The sequence below is a fragment of the Cupriavidus laharis genome, from assembly GCF_914271435.1.
Classification (GTDB): Bacteria; Pseudomonadota; Gammaproteobacteria; order Burkholderiales; family Burkholderiaceae; genus Cupriavidus; species Cupriavidus laharis.
The window spans coordinates 75,944-99,913 of record NZ_CAJZAI010000017.1; the positions used below are offsets into that span (position 1 = coordinate 75,944).

The following is a 23,970-nucleotide window of genomic DNA, read 5'->3' on the forward strand; positions in this document are numbered from 1 at the left end:
ACACTGTCTACAATGGTTTTCAGACAGGCGCTTTCCGGTCGCATGAAATGGTCGTGAGAAGGTCGCAACCGGGCCTGCTTTCCCCATCATCCCCCGCATGAAAGGAGCCCCGCATGTTCCAACACATCCTGCTACCCACTGACGGTTCCGAACTCTCCAAGAAGGCAATCAACGGCGGACTAGAGCTGGCCAAGGCCATCGGCGCGCGCGTGACCGCCTATGTCTGCCTCGAGGAGTATCCGTACACCCCGTTCAGCGAGATCGTGGTCGAGGCGCCGCAGGCCTTCAAGGACCGTATCGAGAACCAGGCCAAGCTGTACCTCAAGGAAGTGGAGAACCTCGCCGCCGCTGCGGGCGTGACCTTCGATACTGATATGTCGACGTTTGCGGTGCCTTACCTCGGCATCATCGACGCGGCGGAGCGCCACGGTTGCGACGTGATCTTCATGGCTTCGCACGGCCGGCGCGGCTTGTCCGGGCTGCTGCTGGGCTCGGAAACCCAGAAGGTGCTGACACACACCGACATTCCCGTGATCGTCTATCGTTGACGCCTTCCATCGCCAATGAAAACTGCCCGCACCGGCGACGCTGGTGCGGGCAGTCCTGTTTCTGCCGGGCGCGGCTCAGGCACCCTTGCGGATCCGCTCCTCGATATGCCTGGCGCGGTCATCCGACCCCGGGTGCGACGAGAACATGCTCGACTTGCCGCCATCGAGCTTGGCCAGTTTCTGGAACGCGGTCACCAGGCCGCCGGTGCGGGCCTTGTTCTTCATCAGCAGGTCGAACGAGTAATCGTCGGCCGCCGATTCCTGCGACTGCGAGAACTGTGCGTTGACCAGCTTCTCGCCCAGCTCGCCGAGTTGCGATGACGACAGCGCAGCCACCGCGCCATTGCCTGCCGATGCCGCTGCGCCGCGCGCGGCAGTGGCGGTGTAGGCCACCTGCATCGCCTTCTTGGTGTGGCCCAGCGCCACGTGACCAAGCTCATGGCCCAGCACGCCACGCACCTCGTCGTCGTTCATCATGTCCATCAGGCCGCTGTAGACGCGCACGCAGCCGTTGGCCATGGCCCAGGCGTTGACGTCCTTGGTCATGTAGACCTTGGCGTTAATGTTCGGCACGTCCGAATTCTTCAGGCCGGCCATGACCCTGGCCAGGCGCTTCGCATAGGTGCTGTTGGCCGTGGCAATCTTGTTGGTCTTGTCCGACTCGGCACAGGCCTGGTCGGACAGGCTCCTGACATCGGCATCGCTCAGCGTGGCCGCCTTGGTCAGGCTGGTGCCGGCGGCCATCATGCCGTCGAGATTGGTGCCGGCGCAGCCGGCGAGCGTGGCGGCGGTTGCCGCTGCCAGCGCAAGGAAGAGAGGTGCTTTCATATTGTCGTGGGCTCAATGCACGCCAGGCGTGCCTGGGATGGGTCTTGGTGTGTCCTGGATGTGCACTGAATGTGTCATCCAAGGCACCTGGACTTTATTCCACTTTCACGCGAAAGCCGACCCGTTGATGCGAGATACCCACTAAATATGACAATTAATTACATTTGCCCTGTCGTCCGATGCGCGCGCCAGACGCAAAAAAACCGCGCCGTCCCTGAGAGAGAAACGGCGCGGTGCCTGAAAAAGAAGCGCGTGATGGTCGCACGCGCTTCCTTGGTCTGCTGAACCTAGAGACTGCTCGGTTCCCCCCGATCTATGTTTCAGCAAACGGTGGCCAGGAGAGTCAGGCCACTTTCTTGTCGAAGAACTGCTCGTCTTCAGTCGACCCCTTCAGGGCGGTCGTCGATGACTGGCCGCCTTCGATGGTCTGGGTCACGGCGTCGAAGTAGCCGGTGCCGACTTCGCGCTGGTGCTTCACGGCGGTGAAGCCCTTCTCGGCCGCCTTGAACTCGGCTTCCTGCAGTTCCACGAACGCGCTCATCTGGTTGCGGGCGTAGCCGTAGGCCAGGTTGAACATCGAGTAGTTCAGCGAGTGGAAGCCGGCCAGCGTGATGAACTGGAACTTGTAGCCCATCGCGCCCAGTTCCTTCTGGAACTTGGCAATGGTGACGTCGTCGAGGTTCTTCTTCCAGTTGAACGACGGCGAGCAGTTGTAGGCCAGCATCTTGCCCGGGAATTTGGCGTGCACGGCTTCGGCAAACTTCTTGGCGAACTCGAGATCCGGCTTGCCGGTTTCGCACCACACCAGGTCAGCCACTTCAGCGTAGGCCAGGGCACGCGAGATCGACTGCTCCAGGCCGTTGCGAACGCGGTAGAAGCCTTCCACGGTGCGCTCGCCGGTGCAGAACGGCTTGTCGTTGTCGTCCACGTCCGAGGTCAGCAGGTCAGCGGCTTCGGCATCGGTACGGGCGATCACCAGGGTCGGCACGCCCGACACGTCGGCAGCCAGGCGGGCAGCGGTCAGCTTGGCAACGGCCTCGCGGGTCGGGACCAGCACCTTGCCACCCATGTGGCCGCACTTCTTCACCGAAGCCAGCTGGTCTTCGAAGTGAACCCCGGCGGCGCCCGCTTCGATCATCGCCTTCATCAGTTCGAAGGCGTTCAGCACGCCGCCGAAACCGGCTTCCGCGTCAGCCACGATCGGGGCGAAGAAGTCGGTGTCGCCCGTGCCTTCGCTCCACTGGATCTGGTCGGCGCGCTGGAAGGTGTTGTTGATCCGCTTGACCACTTGCGGCACCGAGTTGGCCGGGTACAGCGACTGGTCAGGGTACATTTCGCCAGCCAGGTTGGCATCGCCGGCGACTTGCCAGCCCGACAGGTAGATAGCCTTCAGGCCGGCCTTCACTTGCTGCATGGCCTGGTTGCCGGTCAGCGCGCCCAGCGAGTTGACGAACGGCTCGGTCTGCAGCAGGTTCCACAGCTTTTCGGAACCGCGGCGGGCCAGCGTGTGCTCAACCTGGACGGAACCGCGCAGGCGCACCACGTCTTCGGCGGTGTAGTTGCGCTTGATGCCCTTCCAGCGGGGGTTGGTGTCCCAATCTTTTTGCAGGGCCTGGATCTGCTGTTCGCGGTTCATTTTCACTCTCCTAGTGACAAATTGGGGAATGGCGAAGAAAACTGGTGACTTCCGACCTGTCCCGGTGACGCGTTTTTTGCGTCTCATGTCATAAGTCTTATATAAGAGTGTAGGGAATCGTCCCGCGTCGCAACAAGTCTTGAATGCAGTTGGTGCTTAGTTTTTTTAATGATATAAATCAATAAGTTACAATATTTATTTCATGATACGGGACACAATTTTTCATCATGAGAAATCACGTTGTGCTCTGCAAACCATGTGATTTTGCGGTTCAAAACATCTTTCCGCATCGTGAAATTTGTGATTGAGCGGCTGGATGGGACCGAGGTGTGTTCGCTGGGCGCTTACCTGCTTGGCGCCATGCAGCGCCTTGATCAGGAGAGCGCGCCAAAACGGGAGGCAGGAAATTCGCCCCCGTTTTGGCACGGTCTCCTTCCCCCGGTGCCGTGGTTCCAGTAACGGATCCCCTCAGTCCAGCGAGAACCCGCCCTCGAGCGGGTCGGCGTAGTTGGGGTCGCCCACTAGCATCTCGAACTCAGGCATCTCAGCAAATCGCAGCACTTCCACTTTCACCTGACGGCGCCATTGCTCGAGCGAGGCGGATTGAATGGCCAGCGCCAAATGACTCTTGTGCTTGCGCGACGGATACCGGAATCCGATCGGTGCGCCTTCGTCGGCAAAGCTCGCCAGCACGTCGAACATTCGCAGGCCAAACCACTGGCACCATTCGTACTCTCCCTCGTGGATCCGGTCATAGATGCCCAGCTTGCTGAGCACAGTGCCGTCGAGATCGAGGAGCGGGATATCTGCTTGCGCGGTAAAGGTTGCATTCAGGCCCGTGTTCGCAATGGCTCGCGGGATATAGAACGTTCCCGGTTGCGTGATGTCGTTCGTGCAGAAGCCAGACTCCCACAACGCGGTCGTCAGATCCAGGCCGGCATACATCCAGTAGATCGGGTAACGCCCTCCCTCACCGGCCAATGCGTCGGGCGGTCCGAACCGGTAGGTGCGCTCCACGTATGCCGGGATGACTGCGGCCGGATGCCGAACGGCGCGGACAATCCGGGTGCCGGCCGGCAGGAACTCCACGGCGCCGTCCAGCGCCCGATGCAAGCGGTCAAGGGTGGGAAGCGTTGCGGCAATCGAAGGCGGAATGGCAAATTCTTTTGGTATCGACATCAGCTGATCAGATCCGAACTGCGCGAGGGCAGCGCGGTCAACTGCGCGATCACTCGACCCTGCCGCTCGCTGGCGGATTGAGCAAGGTGACCACGCTGCGCGGCAGAAAGCGTCGCGCGCGTTTCGAACGCCCGACCCGCCAGCATCTCAGCCGGTGTCAGGTCGTCGAACGCGTCGACCGGGGTAACCCAGAACGCATGGATTTCGCTACTCGGCAGGTCTTTCATCCGGCGCAGAACAGGAGCCAGCAGCTCCGGTGCCGGTGGCGCGAATTGCCAAGCGGGGAAGGCGCGGCCGATCGCCTTGCCGCGCGGGGTCACGCAGTAAAAGCGTGCATCCTCCACCGCGCGGTACAGCGTCGCCTGCGACATGGCCACCAGCCCCTTGGCAATGACCTCCGAGGGCTTCAGATATGACACGGCGAGACGGTCCTCGATTGCCGCTGGCGCGGCGGGACTGGCGAGCGTTGCCGTCAGGCACTGGCGCACAATTGCCATCACGCGGGCGCGCTCGCCCACATCGATGGTCTGCTCCAGTTGCTCGTCAATGTCGTGAACCAATTTCTCAACCAGTTGGGAACCGGCCGCGCCAGCGGTCGATACGTAGGTATGCAGTGTCATATCAAACTCCATCAAATGGCGGCACGCGGCGGGGCGAAGGCCGGGTGGATGGTCGCCTCTCGATCAGCGTGGCGGCAGGCCACCGCCTTCCCCGTCAAAACGGACCTGGCGCGCGCAACCAAGGCGGTGCGCACGGCGGGCTTCCTCAATCGACGCATAGAGATGCCCCCGCAACAGCCTGCGATACATGCGCGGCAATTTGGCCGGGACGCGCCCTTGCAGTAACTCCAGGAACAGATGACTGCCGCGGTCGCCGGAGACATGCCCCTCGTAGGGACGGGTTATGTAGACAGCCTCATCTTACTCAACTCTCTCAATTTTCTCACGTTTCTCAAAATGAGGAGCGTGAAGACATGCTCTTGAAGCAATGCTGCACGGTCTAGACGACCATGGGCTGTCCGGACGAATGTCAGGCCGCCGCGGCAGTATCGCGCGACTTGCGGTAGGCCACCCAGTCGCCGCCGTCGATGCGCGGGAGCCCCGCAACGGCGGCTTCGGCCACGGGATACAGCAGGCAGGCCACGGCCTGTCCGTGCAGTAGCACCGTGTGTTCCTCGCTGACAAATAGCGTGGCCTGGCCGGGATAGACTTCCTCGATCTCGTCGAGCACCGGCACCAGCGCATCGGGCACATCATAGATATCGCCCACCGCCGGACCGGCTGCCGGGTCGAGCACCAGGCCCGGATAAGTGCCGAAGTCATAGAGGCGACCGGCAATCGTTGCCGTGCCCAGCAACGTGGGGGCGACAATGCCGTGCTTGCGCGCAGCGGCATTCAGGTCGTTGACCTCGCCGGCGCGCAGCGTGCCATAGACAAAGACCTTGGGCATGTCAGGCACCGAGCTTTTCTTCGGACACCAGCACGCCGTCCGCGTCCACATAGATCCAGTTGCCGGGGCGCACCACCGCGCCTGGCATCTGCACCGCCACGTCGCGCTCGCCGGCGCCGCGCTTCTGGCTCTTCTGCGGATGCGTGGCCAGCGCGCGGATGCCGATGTCGCAGACGTCCAGCTCGGCGGTATCGCGCACGCAGCCATTGACGATGATGCCGACCCAGCCGTTCTTCTCCGCCAGCAGCCCCAGGTTGCCGCCGACCAGCGCGCAGCGCATCGAGCCGCCGCCATCCACCACGAGCACACGGCCCTGCCCCGGCGATTCCAGAGCTTCGCGCACGAGCGAGTTGTCTTCAAAGATCTTCAGCGTGGCAGCCTGGCCGGCAAAGGCCAGTTGCTTGCCAAAGGCGCGGAACCCCGGCGTCATGACGCGCAGCGTGCCGTCGGCCAGGCGCGGTTCGTTGGCATCGCACAGATCGGTGGTGGCGTGGTTCATCGAAAACTCCTGCAAGGAAGAAAATCGGTCCTGTCGGCCCGCTGCGGCTCACTCAGTGCTTGCCGCTGGCCTGCGCCTGCGCGCGAATGGCGCTAAGCGTGGTGCGCGGGGTGATCACATCCGGGTCCACGCGGATCTCGATCAGCGTGGAGACCGGCGCGGCCAGCGCTTCGCGCAGCGCGGGCTCGAACGCTTCGGTCGTGGTCACGGTGGCACCGCGCGCGCCATAGGCGCGCGCCAGCGCGGCAAAGTCCGGGTTGTGCAGCTCGGTGCCCGACACGTGAGCCGGGTATTCGCGCTCCTGGTGCATGCGGATGGTGCCATACATGCCGTTGTTGACGACAATGAACACCACCGGGGCCCCGTATTGCATGGCGGTGGCCAGCTCCTGCCCGTCCATCAGAAAGCAGCCGTCGCCCGCCAGGGCCACGACCGTGCGTTGCGGGAAAGCAATCTTTGCGCCCACGGCGGCCGGCACGCCATAACCCATGGCGCCGCTGGTCGGCGCAAGCTGTCCGCGCCCGCCTCCCGCGAACGGGCGATAGCGGAAATAGCGGTGCAGCCAGCCCGCATAGTTGCCGGCGCCATTGGTCACGACGGCATCGGCAGGCAGCAGGCGGTCGAGGGTGCGCACCACTTCGGCCATGTCGACGCCCTGCCCCGTGTACGCGGGCGGTGTCAGGTAGCGCTCGTAGTCGGCATGTGCGTCCTGCGACCAGCCCTGCCAGCGCGGCGGCGTGGCCGGCGACGGCAATGCCGCCAGCCGTGCGGCGATGGCCGGCATCGATGCGTGGATCATCAGGTCCGCCTGGTAGACGCTACCCAGTTCCTCCGCACCCGCATGGATATGGATCAGTTGCTGCGACGGGCGCGGCGCGCTGATCAGCGCGTAGCCGCCAGTGGTCATTTCGCCGAGGCGCGGGCCGATCGCCAGCACAAGATCCGCGCTGCGGATACGCTCGGCCAGTGCCGGGTTGATGCCGATGCCGACGTCGCCGGCATAGTTCGGATGCCGGTTGTCGAACAAATCCTGGCCGCGGAATGCACAGCCAACCGGCAGCGCGAAGCGCTCGGCAAACTGCTGGACCTGCGTACACGCCTCCGGCGTCCAGCCGCTGCCGCCGACCAGCACGAACGGACGCTCGGCCGCCGCGAGCATGCCGGACAGGCGCTGCATGTCGTCATCGCCGGGCCAGCTCAGGACGCGTTGATGGGCCGCGAGCTGCGGCACAGCTGCCTCCTGCGTGAGCATGTCTTCGGGCAAGGCCAGCACCACCGGCCCTGGCCGCCCCGACGTGGCGGTCTGGTAGGCGCGTGCGATGTATTCCGGAATCCGTTCCACGCGGTCGATCTGCGCGACCCACTTGGCCATCTGGCCGAACATGCGGCGGTAGTCGATTTCCTGGAAGGCCTCGCGGTCCGCGAAGTCGGTGCCGACCTGGCCGATGAACAAGATCATCGGCGTCGAATCCTGGAATGCCGTGTGCACGCCGATGCTGGCATTGGTGGCGCCAGGCCCGCGCGTGCAGAACGCCAGGCCGGGGCGCCCCGTGAGCTTGCCGTAGGCTTCGGCCATGACCGCGGCGCCGCCTTCCTGGCGGCAGATGACGAAGCGCAACTGGTCGCGCCGGCGGTGAAAGCCGTCGAGCACGGCAAGGTAGCTCTCGCCCGGCACGCCGAAGGCCAGTTCGGCACCGTGCGCAAGCAGCGCATCGACCAGGATATGGCCGCCGCACAGCGGTTCTGGCTGCGCGGCGCCGGCGGAAACAGGCTTGGAAGACATGAAGGATCCTCGGAAAAACTCGGGGCACCGGCGTAGCCGGCGCACGGGAATGCGATCCGGCTGCGGGCCTATGCGGCCGGCACCTGCGAGGTGGCGCCGCGGCGCAAACGGTTGCCGTTGCCGACCGTCACCGCGGTGAAGATCGACACCAGCTGGAAGCCGCCGATCATGAAGAACACCCAGTTGGGCAAGTGCGCGTCCATCAGCGCGCCGAAGAACAGCGGCCCGCTGGCCAGGCCGATGTCCAGGCCGGAATAGACCACGCCGTACACGCGGCCCGTGGCGCCTGCCGGGGCCGCGGCGCGCACGAGCAGGTCGCGCGAGGGGCCGGCCGTGCCGGCGCCGAAGCCGATCACACCGAGCAGCACCGGCACCAGCAGGCCCGGCGCGATGTTCAGGCCCACCAGCATGGCCACCAGGCCCGACACGGTGAAACTCAGCGCGATCAGCCGGTCATGGTTGCTGGTGCGGCTGGCGGCAAACCCGCCGACCACCATGCCCCCCGCGCTGCAAAGCATGTAGATGGTGTAGGACGCGGTAGCCAGCGTGAACGGGATGCCGTAGAGCTGCGTGAGCGCGGTCGGCGCAAAGCTCTGGATGCCGGCCGCCGAAAACGTGGTCAGCAGGAAGAACGCCCAGCACACCCAGACCTGCGGCAGCCTCAGGAAGCCAAGCAGGCTACCACCGGCCCCGGCCTGCGCAGCCTTCGGGCGGCCCACCGCACTACCGAGCTCGCGCGGGTCGAGCACGTGGCGCAGTACCAGCAGCACAGCCAGCACGCCGAACGCCACCAACGAAGCGGAGGCCAGCGCCACGCGCCATGTCGCCAGGTTCGCAATGGTCACCAGGAACACCGGCGCGGCTGCCCAGCCCAGGTTGCCCGAGATCCCATGGACCGAGAACGCATGCCCGAGCCGGGGCTGAGACACGTGCTTGTTCAGCAGCGTGAAGTCGGCCGGATGGAACACCCCGTTGCCCAGCCCTGCCACGCCGGCGCCAAACAGCAGCGCGACGTAGCCGGTGCTTGCCGACAGCAGCAAGGCGGCTGTGCCCAGGAAGGCCAGCCCGGCAAATAGCACCGGCCGGGGGCCAAAGCGGTCCACTACGAAGCCCGAAGCCGTCTGCACCACCGCCGAGACCGCAAAGAAGACCGTCATCAGCAGTCCCAGCTCCGCATAGCTCAGGCCGAACTCCGCCTTGATCCACGGAAACAGCGGCGCCAGCAGCAGATGGTAGAAGTGGGAAACCCCGTGTGCCAGGCCAACCAGGCCGATCACCTGTGCGTCATGGCGGAGCGAATTGCGGCTGGGATCGAGAGCGGCGGTAGTCATGGCGGCGGATTCGCGGGATGGAGCCAGCTGGGATGGCAAGCGCGCCGCATGCCTGCGCACAAGGGCATGCAAAAGCGCGTACCGAAGCTCGCATCATAGAGGAAAACCGCAACCGGCTGCATCCAGGTGCAGCCGGCACCGCAATGTCTGAGACAACTACATCTGCTTGAACAGGTATGCGTACTGCCTTGCCACGGGCAACGATTCCGGCCGGTCGCGCAAGCGCAGCGATACGCGTCCGAGCGATTGGGTGACCGCAGCGGCCACGCACGCGATATTGACCACCGTACCGCGGTGGATCTGCCAGAAACGCTCCGGATCAAGCTGCTGCGTCAGTTCGCGCAAGCTGGTTCGGATCAGCGCCTCGCCCCCTGTGGATACCACGTTGACGTACTTGTCGGTGGCTTCGAGGTAGATCACCTCATCGACCGGGATGATGCGCACCTCCTGGCCAACCAGCGCCTTGATGAAGCGCAGGTAGCTGCCCTGCTGCCCCGGCGCGCCGCGTGCCGCTGCCGGGTGCTCCAGCGCTTCCAGGCGATTGAGCAGTTGTGCCAGCTGGCCGTTGTCGATCTGGGCAGCGCTCGGCTCCGCCCCGGCCTGGACCTCCGCCAGACGTGCCTTGAGGCGCGAGACGGTCGCCTCCAGCCGCTCGTGCTGCACGGGCTTGAGCACGTAGTCCACGGCGGCCTTCTCGAAGGCCTCCAGCGCGAACTGGTCGTAGGCGGTCACGAATACCACCAGCGGCGGCACGTCGAAGTCGACGAGTTCCCGCGCCACGTCCATGCCGCTCATGCCGGGCATGCGGATGTCCAGGAACACGACCGTCGGCTCGTGTTGTCGCGCCGCATCGAGCGCAGCGACGCCGTCGTGGACAACGCCGACGATCCTGGCTTCCGGCCACAACGCCGCCAGTTCGGATTCCAGCACGCGGGCCAGCAAGGGTTCATCATCGGCAATCAGCAGGGTCGGTGTCATGGCGGGATCAGGGGGCGTGACCGTCATTGGCAGGCGGGTGCGGGCAGGCGCGGGCCTGGCGGGATCATCAGGGGCGCGGCATGGCCGGCGTGGCGCCTGCGGGAGTGGCCGGCACCGGTGTGGCGGCAGGTGCCGCGGCGGGCACCGGCACCTCGGTATGGCGGGTCAGCGGCAGCGTCAGGCGCACTACCACGCCGCGCGGGCTGTTTTCTTCCATCTGCATATTGGCCGCGGCGCCGAAAATGCGCGCCAGCCGTTCGCGCACGTGGGTCAGGCCCAGGCCCGAGCCCTTGCCCGATCCATGGCCAAAGCCCACGCCCGTATCGGCAATGATCACCTGCACCGCGTCGTCGCCGGCCGCGCGTGCCGACAGCGTGATGTGGCCGCCGCGCATGCAAGGCTCGATGCCGTGCGTGACGGCGTTCTCCACCAGCGGCTGGATCAGCATGGGCGGAATCTCCACGCCAGCCAGTTCGGGCGGCAGGTCGATGTGGTAGCCGAGCCGAGTGCCGAAACGCATGCCCTGGATGTCCAGGTAGCTGCGCAGCAGCTCGAACTCCTGGCGCAGCGTGCATTGCTCGGCCCGCGTATGCGACAGCGAGGTGCGCAGGAACCCGATCAGCCGCTGCAGCAGCTTGCGCGCGGCGCGCGGGTCGGTGGCGATCAGCCCGTCGAGGTTGGCCAGCGAGTTGAACAGGAAGTGCGGCTCGATCTGCGCCTGCAGCGCCATCAGTTGGGCGCGCACGAGCTGCTTCTCGGCCTCCTCGCGCTGCAGGGCGTCCAGCGCGGCCTGGCGCTCCAGGTGGGCAAGCTTTTCGCGCGACCAGTAGAAATAGATCATGCTGGCCGACGCCAGCATGCCCACCACCAGGCACATGCGCAGCATGTCGCCGGTCTCGGCTACGGACTTGGGCGGCAGGTTCAGCACCTCGCGCGTGGCCCAGCTTCCGAGGATCACGCCGAGCGGCACCGCGGCAGCGGCCAGGCACAGGAATGGCCAGCGGCGCGGCCGGTCATTCCACCAGATCAGCACGCGCGGGATGTCGATCAGCAGCCAGATCGACAAGCCGATCAGGTGGCTGTAGACGAAGTTGTGCCAGAACGTACCACCGGTCTGGAAGCCGTAGTTCAGGCTGACGGCGATCACCGTGTTCATGCACAGCACGAACAGCAGGTCGCGCCCGAGAATCGTCAGCCGGGACGGAATGGCGGAGGAAAGGCAGCGGTCCATGGCGTTCATGTTAGCGTGGCCTGTACCTGGTGCAATGCGTGGAGGTCCGGATGCATACGGTTCCCGCACGCCTCCTCGTCGATGGCATCGCGCGCAATGTCTGTTGCGCTGCGACATGGACCGGAGAGTCAGAATCCCCGGCACGTGCAGGCACTTTACGCCGCCTGGGGCCGGGAAGAAAAGTGTCTTGCGACGAACGGCGGGCGCATGGCGCGAACCGCGTGGTGGCAGGATGGGCAGCGGCGTGTGCCGCTGCCTGCACAGCGTGGACGCCGCAACAGGGTGCCGTGTGGCGGATGCTGCAGGGCTGGCCGGGCGCCAGCCGTGCTGGTCAGGCCGCGAGCGCCTGCCGCGTGTCGCTTTCGCTCAGTGCGCTGGTGACCGTGTCGCGCGACAGGTGCGGCGCGAACATGTTGATGAAATCGTGCGCATAGCCACGCAGGTAGGCGCCGCGGCGCACCGCCACGCTGGTGGTGTTGGGCGCGAACAGATGGCCGGCCGAAATCCGCACCAGGCCCGAGTCCTTGCGCTCGTCATAGGCCATCGACGCGATGATGCCCACGCCCAGTTCCAGCTCCGCGTAGGTCTTGATCACGTCGGCGTCAAGCGCCGTCAGCACGATTTCCGGCTGCAGGCCGGCCTCGGCAAAGGCGCCGTCGATCCTGCGGCGCCCGGTGAAGCCGGCGTCATACGTGATCAGCGGGAAGCCGGCTACGTCTTCCAGCGTCGGCTCCGGCACGAGCGCCAGCGGATGATTGGGCGCGACCACCAGCACGTGCTGCCAGGTGTAGGCCTCGAACGAGGTCAGCCCCGCCTCGGCGGCGACCGCCTCGGTCGCAATGCCGATGTCGGCCTGCCCGGTCAGCAGCAGCTCGACGATATGCGTCGGCGATGCCTCCTGCAGCGCCAGCGTCACGTGCGGATACGCGCGGCGGAACGACTGCACCACCTTGGGCAGCGCGTAGCGCGCCTGCGTGTGCGTCGTGGCGATCGTCAAGCGGCCGGTGTGGCGGCCGGCAAACTCGTCGCCTGCCTGGCGCAGGTTCTCGGCCTCGAGCAGCAGCCGCTCGACGATGCGCACGATCTCGCGCCCCGGCTCGGTCAGCCCGGTCAGGCGTTTGCCGTAGCGCTCGAAGATCTCCACGCCGAGCTCTTCTTCCAGTTCTCGGATCTGGCGCGACACGCCCGGCTGCGAGGTGTAGAGCGCGTTGGCCACCTCGGTCAGGTTGAACTGGCGGCGCACCGCCTCACGGATCGATCGGAGTTGCTGGAAGTTCATCGCACTGCCCCTTGTTGTCCGCTCGTTGCCACGCCGTTGGCGCGCCCGTTCGTTTGTTGTTGTGTGTGCTGGGTAAAGACGCGAAGCTGGCGCGGACGCACCGCGAGCAGTTCGCCTTCACGGAAGCCCGCGTGGCGGAAGCGCTCCAGCGGCAGCGCCACTTCGATCACGTCCTGGTTGTCCTCGCGCTCCAGTTCGAGCTGGGCCACCGGGCCCAGCGTCAACGCGCGGCGCAGCGTGACGGCGATGCCGTCGGTGCCCGGCGCATAGCGCTCCAGGTCCAGGTCGTGCGGACGCACATAGGCCACGGCATCGCCGGCGGTCTCGTGGCCGCTGCCCACCACCGGCAGCACCGCTTCGCCGGTGTGCAGCAGGCCGCCGCTCTCGCCCACCTCCAGCCGGCCGTGGAACAGGTTGACATTGCCGAGGAAGCCGAACACGAACGGTGTGGCCGGATGGTTGTAGACGGCCTCCGGCGAGCCGAACTGCTCGACGCGGCCGCGGTTCATCAGCACCACCTGGTCGGCCACTTCCAGCGCTTCTTCCTGGTCATGCGTGACGAACACGCTGGTCACGTGCAGTTCGTCATGCAGGCGGCGCAGCCAGCGGCGCAGTTCCTTGCGTACCTTGGCATCGAGCGCGCCGAACGGTTCGTCGAGCAGCAGCACGCGCGGTTCCACCGCCAGTGCACGGGCCAGCGCGATACGCTGGCGCTGGCCGCCGGAAAGCTGTGCGGGATAGCGGTCGGCCAGCCAGTCGAGCTGCACCAGCTCCAGCAAGGACTTCACCTTCTCGCGGATCTTCGCTTCGCTCGGGCGCTCGCCGCGCGGCTTCACGCGCAGGCCGAAGGCCACGTTCTCGAACACGCTCATGTGCTTGAACAGCGCATAGTGCTGGAACACGAAGCCGACCTGGCGCTGGCGCACATGTTGCTCCGAGGCATCGCGCCCGGCCAACACGATCTGGCCCGCGTCGGCACGCTCCAGGCCCGCGATGATGCGCAACAGCGTGGTCTTGCCACAGCCCGACGGCCCGAGCAGCGCAGTCAGCTCGCCCTCTTCGAAGTCCAGCGAGACGTTGTCCAGCGCGACGAAATCGCCAAAACGCTTCTCTACGCTCTTGACCTGAATGCTCATGATGCCTGTCCTTGCAGTGCGGCCAGCGGACGTTCCGTGGCAGCGTCTTCGTTTTCCTTGCGGGCGCGGAATTCCACCAGCGTCTTGATGCCCAGCGTCACCAGGGCCAGCAGCGTCAGCAGCGATGCCACCGCAAACGCCGCCGCGAAGTTGTACTCGTTGTAGAGGATCTCCACGTGCAGCGGCATGGTGTTGGTCAGACCGCGGATATGGCCCGACACGACCGACACCGCGCCGAACTCGCCCATCGCCCGCGCATTGCACAGGATCACGCCATATAGCAGGCCCCAGCGGATGTTCGGCAGGGTGATATGCCGGAACGTCTGCCAGCCCGACGCACCCAGCACGATGGCGGCCTCTTCCTCTTCGCTACCCTGCGCCTGCATCAGCGGAATCAGCTCGCGCGCCACGAACGGGAAAGTCACGAAGATCGTGGCCAGCACGATGCCTGGCACCGCGAACATGATCTTGATGTCATGCGCCTCCAGCCACGGGCCGAACCAGCCCTGCGCGCCGAACAGCAGCACATAGACCAGGCCCGAGATCACCGGCGATACCGAGAACGGCAGGTCGATCAGCGTGATCAGCAGGTTCTTGCCCGGGAACTCGAACTTGGCGATGGCCCACGCCGCGGCCACGCCGAACACCAGGTTCAGCGGCACCGCGATGGCGGCCACAGTCAGCGTGAGCTGGATGGCCGACAGCGCATCCGGCTCCACCAGCGCTTCCCAGTAGGTCTGCACGCCCTTGCGCAGCGCCTCATAGAAGACCGAAGACAGCGGCACGAACAGGAACAGCGTGAGGAACAGTACCGCCACGGTGATGAGCGTGTAGCGCACCCACGCGGCTTCGCCAGTGGCGTCGTACTTGTGGTGGGCCGTGCCCTGCCGCCCAATGCGGCCCGAAACTGCGCCGGCCATGTCAGTGTTCCTTGCCCGTGGCGGGCGCTTCCAGTGCGAGGCCAGCGTGCACGCCAGATTGGTGGCGGCGGGTCCAGGCTTGCAGCAGGTTGATCAGGAGCAGCAGCGCGAAGGAGATCACCAGCATCACCACGGCGACCGCGGTGGCGCCCGCGTACTCGTATTGCTCCAGCTTGGAATAGATCATCAGTGGCGCGATCTCCGAGACCATCGGCATGTTGCCGGAGATGAACACCACCGAGCCATATTCACCAGTGGCACGCGCAAACGAGAGTGCAAAGCCCGTCAGCAGCGCCGGCAGGATGGCCGGCAGGATCACGCGCACAAAGGTCTGCAGGCGCGTGGCGCCGAGGCTGGCCGCGGCTTCTTCCAGCTCCTGCTCCACGTCTTCCAGCACCGGCTGCACCGTACGCACGACGAACGGCAGGCCGATGAAGGTCAGTGCCACCACCACGCCCAGCGGGGTGAAGGCCACCTTGATGCCGAGCGGCTCGAGGTAGCGGCCGATCCAGCCGTTGCCCGCGAACAGCGCCGTCAGTGCAATACCCGCCACGGCAGTGGGCAGCGCAAACGGCAGGTCGACCAGCGCATCGATCAGGCGCTTGCCGGGAAAGCGGTAGCGCACCAGCACCCAGGCCACCACCAGCCCGAAGACCGTGTTGATGATCGCCGCGACCAGCGACGCGCCAAAGCTCAGTTGGTAGGAAGCCACCACGCGCGGTGCCGTCACCGTCGTCCAGAAGGCATCCCACGTCATCGTGAAGGTCTTCAGGAACGTGGCCGACAGCGGGATCAGGACGATCAGCGTCAGGTAGAAGATCGTGAAGCCCAGCGACAGGCCGAACCCCGGCAGCACCGTGAAACGTTGGCGGCTGTTGCGGCCCGGCGCGCGGCGGGAGGCGCGCGCATCGGGTGAATCGGGCGCGGCCGGTGGCGGCGTGTCCGCCAGGGAGATGGTGGATGGCATGTCGTCTCGTCTGTGGTGGGCCCGTCGCACGGGCCTCACTTATGAAACCAGCGCATATCGCGCCGGCCTACGAGACAAATTCTGCAGAGACGTCCTTATAAACAGAACGAATCTTTACGAATTTTCTTAGACGATTTAGATATAAGGCACAGTAGAAGCCACTTCCACGCCCGCTTCCCAGGGTCCAGCCTGGTCGCCAGTGGCTTCGGCGCTACCTTCGAAGGCCATGCGCTGAACCAGTGTGCCGAGCAAGGCCAGCCCTTCGCCCCAGTCGCCAAGGCCGGAATCCGCATTGATGTGACCGAGGCTGCCCGCGTCGATGAGTTCGCTGCCCCACAGCGTGCCCCAGCTGAATGCGGTGCGCTGGGGCATCCACGGATCATTGCGGCTCGCGACCAGGAGGGTAGGAAAAGGCAGCTTGTAGCCGGGCAACAGGTGGGCGACACCAAATTTGTCCGGATCCGCCGGCGCCACCAGCAATGCGCCGGCAATGCCGATCGGGTCGAGCGCCGCCTGCCGAAGCGATGCCAGACAGCCAAAGCTGTGCGCGACCAATATGGCGCCGCGTGCCGCCACGCGCTGCGCGCGCATCACGCCCTCGGACACGCGCTCGGCCCACAGCGTCAGGCTCGGGCGCGACCAGTCATGCTGCTCGACCCGTTGCCAGTCCGGGAAGCGCTGTTCCCAGCGGCTTTGCCAGTGGCCCGGGCCGCTGCCATGCAGGCCCGGCACGGTGAGCACCTGCAGATGCCTGGGAATCTCCAGGCGCGGAACCGGCTTGCTGCTGTCCGTCATGCCACCTCCTCGCTCAATACCTGTGTATCACGCAGGCCTGCGGGCGTCACCAGTCCGCCCGCAAACGCGCCCTGCCCCAGCGCGATGCCAGCCGCCTGCAGGCGCTCCACGCTGAGCGCATCCTGCAGCCGCCGGCCGATCAGCGTGACGCCGGCATTGGCCGCACTCGCGCGCAGCCCGGCGAGCTGGCGGTCCGTCCATGTGCGGCGCATATCGAGCTTGAGCCAGTCCGGCAAGGCATGCGCCATCAGCGCGCCGGCCTCGGCCGGATCGGATGCCTGCAGGCTGACGGCAAAGCCGTTGCGGCGGTAGTTGCCCACCACGTGCAGCAACAGTGGCAGGTCGTCGTTGGCGCTGGCCGGCACCTGGATCACGAAGCGCTCCAGCGGCAGCCCCAGCGACTGCAGTGCGCGCCGGAAGGCGGAGCCGTGGTCATCGGCCACCGCAGCCAGCAGGCGGTTGTGCACGTTGAGCACCAGCTTGTGCGCACCGTCGGCGGCAAAGTAATTGATCGCGTGCACCAGGCGCGACAGCCGGTCCAGCGACACCAGCGTGGCATCATCGGCCGCCATCGCGAACAGCTTCCACGCGGCCAGGCCGACACCGTCCTGTGCGTACGTGTGGACGGCGCCTTCGTGCGCCACCACCTCGCGGTCGGCCAGCATCACCAGTGGCTCGAACGCGCTGGTCAGCGAACAGTTGAAGAACTGGCCCTGCACCTGGCCACGCGCATCGCGCCACAGCTGGCGGTCGGCCAGCGGCTCCCGCGGCAATGTTTCAAGATAGCGTTCCAGGGCGCTCAACCTGGCTTCGGGTGCATTCGCGCCTGCGGTGGCCATGCCTCTGTTTCCTTTGGCGCCTCCCGGCGCCGGTATTCCCGTTTGACAATCAAGCTGCGGGCCGTGCACAGACGGCCCGCGGCACCTTACAGCTTGGCAATGGACACCTCGGTCGCCTTGACCAGCGCAACGACTTCGCTGCCCAGCGTGAGGCCGAGGTCGCGGATGGAGCGTGTGGTGATGACCGAGGTGACGATGCCGGCCGGCGTTTCCACATCCACTTCGGAAACCACCGGGCCTTCGATGATGGCGGCAACCTTGCCGCGGAACTGGTTGCGTACGTTGATCGCCTGAATGCTCATGATAGAAGCTCCTTTCGTGAAGGCGTATGAAGATTATGTAATGACGATGTGCGGGTTCCGGATGCGTTACACCGCAAAGCGTACCGACTCCACCGTGCGCACCAGCGACCGGTCCGCAGTGGGTTCCTGCTCTGTCTGCGATATGGTGTCCGCAGGCGGCGTGTGCTGCATGACCCGCTGCAGCACCCGTTCTTCCAGTTGCGCAAACGCCGATGAACCACGCTGCCGCGGCCTGGCGAGCGCAACGGGTTCATCCATCGCAATGCGCCCGTCCTCGATCAGCACGATGCGATCGGCCAGCGCCACGGCCTCGGACACATCGTGCGTCACCAGCAGCGCGGTGAAGCCCAGACGGCTCCACAGTGATTCGATCAAGCCCTGCATCTCGATGCGCGTGAGCGCATCCAGCGCGCCCAGCGGTTCATCGAGCAGCAGCAGGCGCGGGTGATGCACCAGCGCGCGCGCCAGTGCCACGCGCTGGCGCTGCCCGCCGGAGAGCCGCGCCGGCCACGCGTCCGCGCGGTCCGCAAGGCCAACCTGCCCGAGCACGGCAGCGGCCTCGTCCCTGCGCTCGCGCGGCAGGCCCAATGCCACGTTCTCCTGCACACGCTTCCACGGCAGCAGGCGCGAGTCCTGGAACATCACGCGGATGTCCTGCTGCAGCGTGCGGGCCGGCTGCGCATCGAGCGTGATGGCACCTTCGTCCGATGCCTCCAGCCCCGCCACCAGCCGCAGCAAGGTGCTCTTGCCGCAGCCGCTGCGCCCGACGATGGCGACGAATTCGCCGGGAGCCGCGCTGAGTTCGATACGGTGCAGCACTTCGCGGCCGTCATAGCGCTTGACGACCTGCTGCACGCGCAGCGCGACGCCCCCGGGCTGCACTTCGGCCTGGCGCGGCGCGCCCGCCGGATTCAGGCGTGTATCGGCATACGCGAGCGCGGCCTGTTCCACCGGATTGCTTTGCATGTCAGTTCTCCTTCAGGCAGTCTGGTAACCCGGATGCCAGCGCAGCCAGAAGCGCTCCAGCCCGCGTGACAGCACATCGGCCAGCTTGCCGAGCAGCGCATAGAGCAGGATGCCCACCAGCACCACGTCGGTCTGCAGGAACTCGCGCGCGTTCATGGTCATGTAGCCGATGCCCGACTGCGCCGAGATGGTCTCCGCCACGATCAGGATCACCCACATCAGCCCCAGCGAGAAACGCACGCCAACGAGAATGCTCGGCAGCGCGCCGGGCAGGATCACCTCGCGGTACAGGCGCCAGCCCGACAGCCCGTAGCTGCGCGCCATCTCGATCAGGGGCGGGTCGACCGCGCGGATGCCGTGGAACGTGTTCAGGTACACCGGGAAGAACACGCCCAGCGCAACCAGGAACAGCTTGGCGGTCTCGTCGATGCCGAACCACAGGATCACCAGCGGGATCAACGCCAGCGTCGGGATGTTGCGGACCATCTGCAGCGTGCTGTCCAGCAGCGTGGCGGCGCTGCGGAACGTGCCGGTCAGCAGCCCGAGCAGCAGGCCCAGGCCGCCGCCCACGGCAAGGCCCACCGCGGCGCGCCAAGTGCTGATCCAGACATGCGTCCACAGTTCGCCGGAGCGGGCCAGTTCCCACGCAGCCTGCACCACGGCCAGCGGCGCGGGCAGCACGCGCGTGGACAGCCAGCCGAACTGCGATGCGGCCTGCCAGGCGACGATCAGCAGCGCCGGCATCACCCACGGCGCCAGCGTGCGCGCCACGATGCGCCAGTCACGGCGCGGCGGAATCAGGGGAGCGGACATGGCGGCCTCCTCAGCTTTGCGAGGCACGCGGCACGATGCCGGTTGCCATGACTTCACCGAACGGCCCGGACAGCACCTGCCCCGGCAGCTGCTTGCGCAAGGATAGCGGCAGCAGCGGGAACACCAGTTCCGCGAAGCGGTAGGCCTCTTCGAGATGCGGATAGCCCGACAGCACGAAGGTATCGATACCCAGCTCCGCGTATTCGCGGATGCGCTCGGCCACCTGATGCGGATCGCCGACCAGCGCCGTGCCCGCGCCGCCGCGCACCAGGCCCACGCCGGCCCACAGGTTCGGGCTGATTTCCAGCGCCTCGCGCGTGCGATTGCTGCCGCCGGCATGCAATGCGGCCATGCGGCGCTGGCCCTCCGAATCCATCTTCGCGAACACGGCCTGCGCACGTGCCACGGTGTCGTCGTCCAGGCGGCTGATCAGGTCATCGGCCGCGGCCCACGCAGCGGCCTCGGTCTCGCGCACGATCACGTGCAGGCGGATGCCGAACTTCACCGTGCGGCCATGGCACTCGGCATGCCGGCGCACGTCAGCAAGCTTCAGCGCCACATCGGCCGGCGGCTCGCCCCAGGTCAGGTAGGTGTCGACCTGCTCGCCCGCCAGTTCGTGCGCGGCGGCCGACGAGCCGCCGAAGTAGACCGGCGGGTGGGGCCGCTGCAACGGCGGATACAGCACGCGTGCGCCCTTCACCTTCAGGTGGCGCCCTTCGAAACTGATCTCGCCGCTGTCATGGCTGGCCGCGAGCACGTCGCGCCAGATGCGGATAAATTCGGCCGAGGCTTCGTAGCGCGCGGCGTGGTCGAGGAACAGGCCGTCTCCTTCCAGTTCGGCCACATCGCCCCCCGTCACCAGGTTGACCAGCAGCCGGCCGCCCGAGATGCGGTCGAAGGTCGCGGCCATGCGCGCGGCCAGCGTCGGCGTCATCAGGCCCGGGCGCACGGCCACGAGGAAACGCAGGCGTTGTGTGACCGCGGCCAGCGCCGACGCGACCACCCACGGATCTTCGCAAGAGCGGCCAGTGGGGATCAGCACGCCTTCGTAGCCAAGCGTGTCGGTCGCGACGGCCACCTGCTTCAGGTAGTCGATGCCCACCTCGCGCGCGCCTTCGGACGTGCCCAGGTAGCGGCTGTCGCCATGGGTCGGGATAAACCAGAAAACTTGCATATCGGTACCTCGTTATTGTTTTGGTCGGTGCGCCTCAGCGCTGCGCCTGCTGCCAGCCTGCGTCCGAGACCTTGATCGGCTTCGGGATGAGCTTGAGCGAATGGAAGACGTCGGCAATGCGTTGCTGTTCGGCCAGCACCTCGGCGCTCACGGGCTGCGCGCCATACGAGAAGCGCGATACGGCCAGGTCGAGCACGGCGGGCTCCAGACCGAGTTCGCGGGTCAGCACGGCCGACGCCTCTTTCGGGTTCTTTTCCGCCCACGCACCGAGCGATGCCAGCTCATCGAGCAGCAGCTTGACGATCTCCGGCTTTGCCTCTGCGTAGGGGCGCGACGCCAGGTAGAACTGGTGGTTGCTGACCACGTTCTTGCCATCGGCGCCGCGGCCATCGGCCAGTACGCGCGCTCCGAGCTGCTTCTCGGCGGCGGCCAGGAACGGGTCCCAGATCACCCACGCATCCACCGCGCCGCGCTCAAAGGCGGCGCGTGCGTCGGCCGGCGGCAGATAGACCGGCTGGATCTCGTTGTAGGGAATGCCCGCTTTCTCGAGCTGGCGCACCAGCAGGTAATGGACGTTGGAGCCCTTGTTCAGCGCCACGCGCTTGCCGCGCAGGTCCGCCACGCTCTTGATGGCCGAGCCCTTGGGCACCACGATGGCTTCGGCGGTCGGTGCCGGCGGTTCGTTGCCGATGTACGCAAGCTGCGCGCCGGCAGCCTGCGCAAAGATCGGCGGGGCTTCGCCGACGGTGCCGAAATCGATGGCGCCGACGTTGAGGCCTTCGAGCAGTTGCGGGCCGGCCGGGAACTCCGTCCACTTGACGGTGATGCCCTGCGGCGCGAGGCGCTTTTCCAGCGTGCCGCGCACCTTCAGCAGCGTCAGCGTGCCGTACTTCTGGTAGCCGATGCGAAGCACCTTGGGATCGACGGTCTTCGACTGGGCTTCGGCGCGGCCCGGCAGCAGGCCATAGGCAAGGCCGGTCGCCAGCACGAGCGCAGCGATCAGGATACGGCGGCGGCGCTGTCCGGCGACTTGCGGACGGGACGAGCGGGTTGCGTGGCGGGTTGCGGATTCGCCGGCAACCGGCGACAAGGTGGACGATGTCATGGATTCCTTCCTGGGCCGGCACGCGTCCGGCAATCTGTCTGCATGGATGGTCTTGGCCGGAACCGCGGCCGATGCTGGCAACAACCCGCCCTGCCGGCCTGGTACGCAGGCGGCATGACAACGCGATTGCCGTGGAGGCCGGCCAGCGACGAGCGAGCTAGTGGACTAATGGCCGGCGGGACTACGAATCAGTTCAGGCAGGACATCGCCGCACCACCGCGCGGGCGGCGCGCTGGGCAGGCGGTATGGATATGACCTCAAGCGGGACGTCGATGCGCGCGCGGGCCAGCGCCTCGCGCACGCGCAGCACGCCTTCTTCCAGGCGGAGCGCCAGCGTGGCATCGAAGCGCGCGGGCTGCGTTCCGTCGATTTCGATCTGCTGGTCCACAGCAAAGATGCCGGGCAGGATCTGGCGCGAGCCGAGCGCCGACAGCACCGGCCGCAAGGCATAGTCGATTGCCAGCGCGTGCGCCAGGCTGCCGCCGGTGGCAATCGGCAGCACGACCTTGTCGCGCAGGCCGGTCTGCGGCAGCACGTCCAGGAAAGCCTTGAGCAGGCCGCTGTAGGCGGCCTTGTAGACCGGTGTGGCCAGCACCACCACCTGTGCCTCCGCCACCGCGCGCGCGGCGCCGGCAATCGCGGGGTCGTCCACACGCGCCGCCAGCAGCGGTCCGGCGGGCAGCTCGCGCAGGTCGATGTGGCTGGTGCGCTCGCCGGCGGCTTCCAGCTCGCTGCGCAGGTGAGCCAGCAGGTGACCGGAGCGCGATTGCACCGAGGGACTGCCGGACAGGGTGAGGATGGACATCGGGGCTTCCTTCTTCGGGTTGGCGGGACGGTGCCGGTCGCCCAGGACGCTGGCGCCGACCCGTCCGTCTCGTGGATTACTTCCTACTTCTTGCCGGGCTGGTAAATCTGGTCGAACGAACCGCCATCGGCAAAGTGGGTCTTCTGCGCTTTCTGCCAGCCGCCGAATACTTCATCGATCGTGAACAGCTTCACCTTCGGGAAGTTCGCCGCGTACTTGGCGGCGATCTTCTGAGAAATCGGCCGGTAGTAGTTCTTGGCTGCAATCTCCTGGCCTTCGTCGGTGTACAGGAACTGCAGGTACGCTTCGGCCGCCTTGCGGGTGCCCTTCTTGTCGACCACCTTGTCGACCACGGCAACGGGCGGCTCGGCCAGGATGGAGACCGACGGCGCGACGATGTCGAACTTGTCCGGGCCCAGCTCCTTGATGGCGAGGATCGCTTCGTTCTCCCACGCGATCAGCACGTCGCCGAGGCCGCGCTCCACGAAGGTCGTGGTGGCGCCGCGCGCGCCCGAATCCAGTACCGGCACATGCTTGAGCAGCTCGCCGACGAACTCGCGTGCCTTGGCGTCATTGCCACCCGGCTGGCGCAGCGCATAGCCCCATGCCGCCAGGTAGTTCCAGCGTGCGCCGCCGGAAGTCTTGGGATTAGGGGTAATGACCTGCACGCCCGGCTTGACCAGGTCGTTCCAGTCCTTGATGCCCTTGGGGTTGCCCTTGCGCACCAGGAACACGATGGTCGAGGTGTAAGGCGAAGCGTTGTGCGGCAGGCGCTTCTGCCAGTCCGGCTTGATCAGGCCCCTCTCGGCAATCGCGTCGATGTCATAGCCCAGCGCCAGCGTGACCACGTCGGCGTCCAGCCCGTCGATCACGGAGCGGGCCTGCTTGCCCGAGCCGCCGTGCGACTGGCGCACGGTCACGGTGTCGCCACCCTGGGCCTTCCAGGCCTTGGCAAACGCGGCGTTCACGTCCACGTACAGCTCGCGCGTGGGATCGTAGGAAACGTTCAGCAGATTGGTTGCCGTCGCCGTCTGCGCGGCGCCGATGGCGGCCACTGCGGCCAGGCCGATGGCCAGCTTGCGAATCATCTTGTTGCTCCCGTCAGGTGTCGTGAATGGCGCCGGGGCGCCTCATTGGCTGCCCGCCTTGCGTGGCCGGGCTTGTGTCAGGAGCAAGACTACCGAGGGGCCTATCTGAACGGAACGAATGCTTTCGCCGAACCTTGCGTGTTTTCCGCATAAGATCGGGCGGAAATATGCACATGCCGACGCGCGGTGCTGATGAGGTGGTTTACCGCATTGCATTACACACAAGTCGTGACGATGGGGTTGTAAACCGGGCTAAGAAGGCGTTTACTCGCGATTTCGAATCGACGGGTGAGGCAAGCAAGTGGTGGCAGCGAGTTGG

24 protein-coding genes are annotated in these 23,970 nt (G+C 66.1%); 1 reads left to right on the forward strand and 23 read right to left on the reverse strand.

Going from position 1 to position 23,970, the window contains the following annotated elements; translation table 11 throughout:
• The first annotated feature begins 113 nt into the window (after window positions 1-113).
• Window positions 114-548, forward strand: a complete 435-nt coding sequence (locus LDO29_RS23970) for a universal stress protein (protein WP_224082235.1) — start codon at window positions 114-116, stop codon at window positions 546-548.
• 75 nt (window positions 549-623) lie between these two features.
• Here LDO29_RS23970 and loiP read toward each other — a convergent pair whose 3' ends face one another.
• From loiP to LDO29_RS24085, 23 genes are all read right to left on the reverse strand, one after another.
• Window positions 624-1,376, reverse strand: a complete 753-nt coding sequence (gene loiP / locus LDO29_RS23975; RefSeq protein WP_224082236.1) for a metalloprotease LoiP — start codon at window positions 1,374-1,376, stop codon at window positions 624-626.
• 343 nt (window positions 1,377-1,719) lie between these two features.
• Window positions 1,720-3,012, reverse strand: coding sequence for an isocitrate lyase (gene aceA, locus LDO29_RS23980; protein WP_224082237.1), 1,293 nt, complete (start codon window positions 3,010-3,012; stop codon window positions 1,720-1,722).
• A gap of 468 nt (window positions 3,013-3,480) precedes the next feature.
• Window positions 3,481-4,101, reverse strand: coding sequence for an RES domain-containing protein (locus LDO29_RS23985; RefSeq protein ID WP_224082238.1), 621 nt, complete (start codon window positions 4,099-4,101; stop codon window positions 3,481-3,483).
• Window positions 4,102-4,190: 89 nt separating this feature from the next.
• The gene (locus LDO29_RS23990; RefSeq protein ID WP_224082239.1) at window positions 4,191-4,811 is read right to left on the reverse strand and encodes a hypothetical protein; all 621 of its coding nucleotides are present in this window, start codon (window positions 4,809-4,811) and stop codon (window positions 4,191-4,193) included.
• Between the two features lie 409 nt (window positions 4,812-5,220).
• Window positions 5,221-5,640, reverse strand: coding sequence for a gamma-glutamylcyclotransferase family protein (locus tag LDO29_RS23995; protein WP_224082240.1), 420 nt, complete (start codon window positions 5,638-5,640; stop codon window positions 5,221-5,223).
• Between the two features lies 1 nt (window position 5,641).
• The gene (gene rraA / locus LDO29_RS24000; RefSeq protein ID WP_224082241.1) at window positions 5,642-6,139 is read right to left on the reverse strand and encodes a ribonuclease E activity regulator RraA; all 498 of its coding nucleotides are present in this window, start codon (window positions 6,137-6,139) and stop codon (window positions 5,642-5,644) included.
• Window positions 6,140-6,191: 52 nt separating this feature from the next.
• Entirely contained in the window at window positions 6,192-7,922 is a 1,731-nt protein-coding gene (locus LDO29_RS24005; RefSeq protein ID WP_224082242.1) for a thiamine pyrophosphate-binding protein, read from the reverse strand.
• Between the two features lie 68 nt (window positions 7,923-7,990).
• Window positions 7,991-9,253: an MFS transporter gene (locus LDO29_RS24010; protein WP_224082243.1), complete on the reverse strand. Its 1,263-nt coding sequence runs from the start codon at window positions 9,251-9,253 to the stop codon at window positions 7,991-7,993.
• Window positions 9,254-9,409: 156 nt separating this feature from the next.
• On the reverse strand, window positions 9,410-10,231 hold the full coding sequence (locus LDO29_RS24015) for a LytR/AlgR family response regulator transcription factor (RefSeq protein WP_224082244.1): 822 nt from the start codon (window positions 10,229-10,231) through the stop codon (window positions 9,410-9,412).
• 67 nt (window positions 10,232-10,298) lie between these two features.
• Window positions 10,299-11,471, reverse strand: a complete 1,173-nt coding sequence (locus LDO29_RS24020) for a sensor histidine kinase (protein ID WP_224082245.1) — start codon at window positions 11,469-11,471, stop codon at window positions 10,299-10,301.
• A gap of 322 nt (window positions 11,472-11,793) precedes the next feature.
• Window positions 11,794-12,741: a CysB family HTH-type transcriptional regulator gene (locus tag LDO29_RS24025; protein WP_224082246.1), complete on the reverse strand. Its 948-nt coding sequence runs from the start codon at window positions 12,739-12,741 to the stop codon at window positions 11,794-11,796.
• The gene (locus LDO29_RS24030; RefSeq protein WP_224082247.1) at window positions 12,738-13,877 is read right to left on the reverse strand and encodes a sulfate/molybdate ABC transporter ATP-binding protein; all 1,140 of its coding nucleotides are present in this window, start codon (window positions 13,875-13,877) and stop codon (window positions 12,738-12,740) included. Before LDO29_RS24030 ends, LDO29_RS24025 begins: the two co-directional genes overlap by 4 nt.
• The gene (gene cysW / locus LDO29_RS24035) at window positions 13,874-14,797 is read right to left on the reverse strand and encodes a sulfate ABC transporter permease subunit CysW (RefSeq protein ID WP_224082248.1); all 924 of its coding nucleotides are present in this window, start codon (window positions 14,795-14,797) and stop codon (window positions 13,874-13,876) included. The genes LDO29_RS24030 and cysW overlap by 4 nt, the downstream gene beginning before the upstream one ends.
• A gap of 1 nt (window position 14,798) precedes the next feature.
• Window positions 14,799-15,764, reverse strand: coding sequence for a sulfate ABC transporter permease subunit CysT (cysT, locus tag LDO29_RS24040; RefSeq protein ID WP_224082249.1), 966 nt, complete (start codon window positions 15,762-15,764; stop codon window positions 14,799-14,801).
• 135 nt (window positions 15,765-15,899) lie between these two features.
• Window positions 15,900-16,559: an RBBP9/YdeN family alpha/beta hydrolase gene (locus tag LDO29_RS24045; RefSeq protein WP_224082250.1), complete on the reverse strand. Its 660-nt coding sequence runs from the start codon at window positions 16,557-16,559 to the stop codon at window positions 15,900-15,902.
• Window positions 16,556-17,398: an EAL domain-containing protein gene (locus LDO29_RS24050; protein ID WP_224082251.1), complete on the reverse strand. Its 843-nt coding sequence runs from the start codon at window positions 17,396-17,398 to the stop codon at window positions 16,556-16,558. The genes LDO29_RS24045 and LDO29_RS24050 overlap by 4 nt, the downstream gene beginning before the upstream one ends.
• An 86-nt stretch (window positions 17,399-17,484) precedes the next feature.
• Window positions 17,485-17,700, reverse strand: a complete 216-nt coding sequence (locus tag LDO29_RS24055) for a TOBE domain-containing protein (RefSeq protein WP_011298135.1) — start codon at window positions 17,698-17,700, stop codon at window positions 17,485-17,487.
• Window positions 17,701-17,766: 66 nt separating this feature from the next.
• A complete protein-coding gene (locus LDO29_RS24060) occupies window positions 17,767-18,666 on the reverse strand; it encodes an ATP-binding cassette domain-containing protein (RefSeq protein ID WP_224082252.1) in 900 nt (299 codons plus the stop codon).
• 12 nt (window positions 18,667-18,678) lie between these two features.
• A complete protein-coding gene (gene ssuC, locus LDO29_RS24065) occupies window positions 18,679-19,479 on the reverse strand; it encodes an aliphatic sulfonate ABC transporter permease SsuC (protein WP_224082253.1) in 801 nt (266 codons plus the stop codon).
• 10 nt (window positions 19,480-19,489) lie between these two features.
• On the reverse strand, window positions 19,490-20,653 hold the full coding sequence (gene ssuD, locus LDO29_RS24070; protein WP_224082254.1) for an FMNH2-dependent alkanesulfonate monooxygenase: 1,164 nt from the start codon (window positions 20,651-20,653) through the stop codon (window positions 19,490-19,492).
• Window positions 20,654-20,687: 34 nt separating this feature from the next.
• Complete coding sequence (locus LDO29_RS24075; RefSeq protein WP_224082255.1) at window positions 20,688-21,758, reverse strand: sulfonate ABC transporter substrate-binding protein; 1,071 nt, start codon at window positions 21,756-21,758, stop codon at window positions 20,688-20,690.
• A 193-nt stretch (window positions 21,759-21,951) separates the two neighbouring features.
• Window positions 21,952-22,563, reverse strand: a complete 612-nt coding sequence (gene ssuE, locus LDO29_RS24080) for an NADPH-dependent FMN reductase (RefSeq protein WP_224082256.1) — start codon at window positions 22,561-22,563, stop codon at window positions 21,952-21,954.
• Window positions 22,564-22,646: 83 nt separating this feature from the next.
• The gene (locus LDO29_RS24085) at window positions 22,647-23,651 is read right to left on the reverse strand and encodes a sulfate ABC transporter substrate-binding protein (RefSeq protein ID WP_224082257.1); all 1,005 of its coding nucleotides are present in this window, start codon (window positions 23,649-23,651) and stop codon (window positions 22,647-22,649) included.
• Window positions 23,652-23,970: the final 319 nt, after the last annotated feature.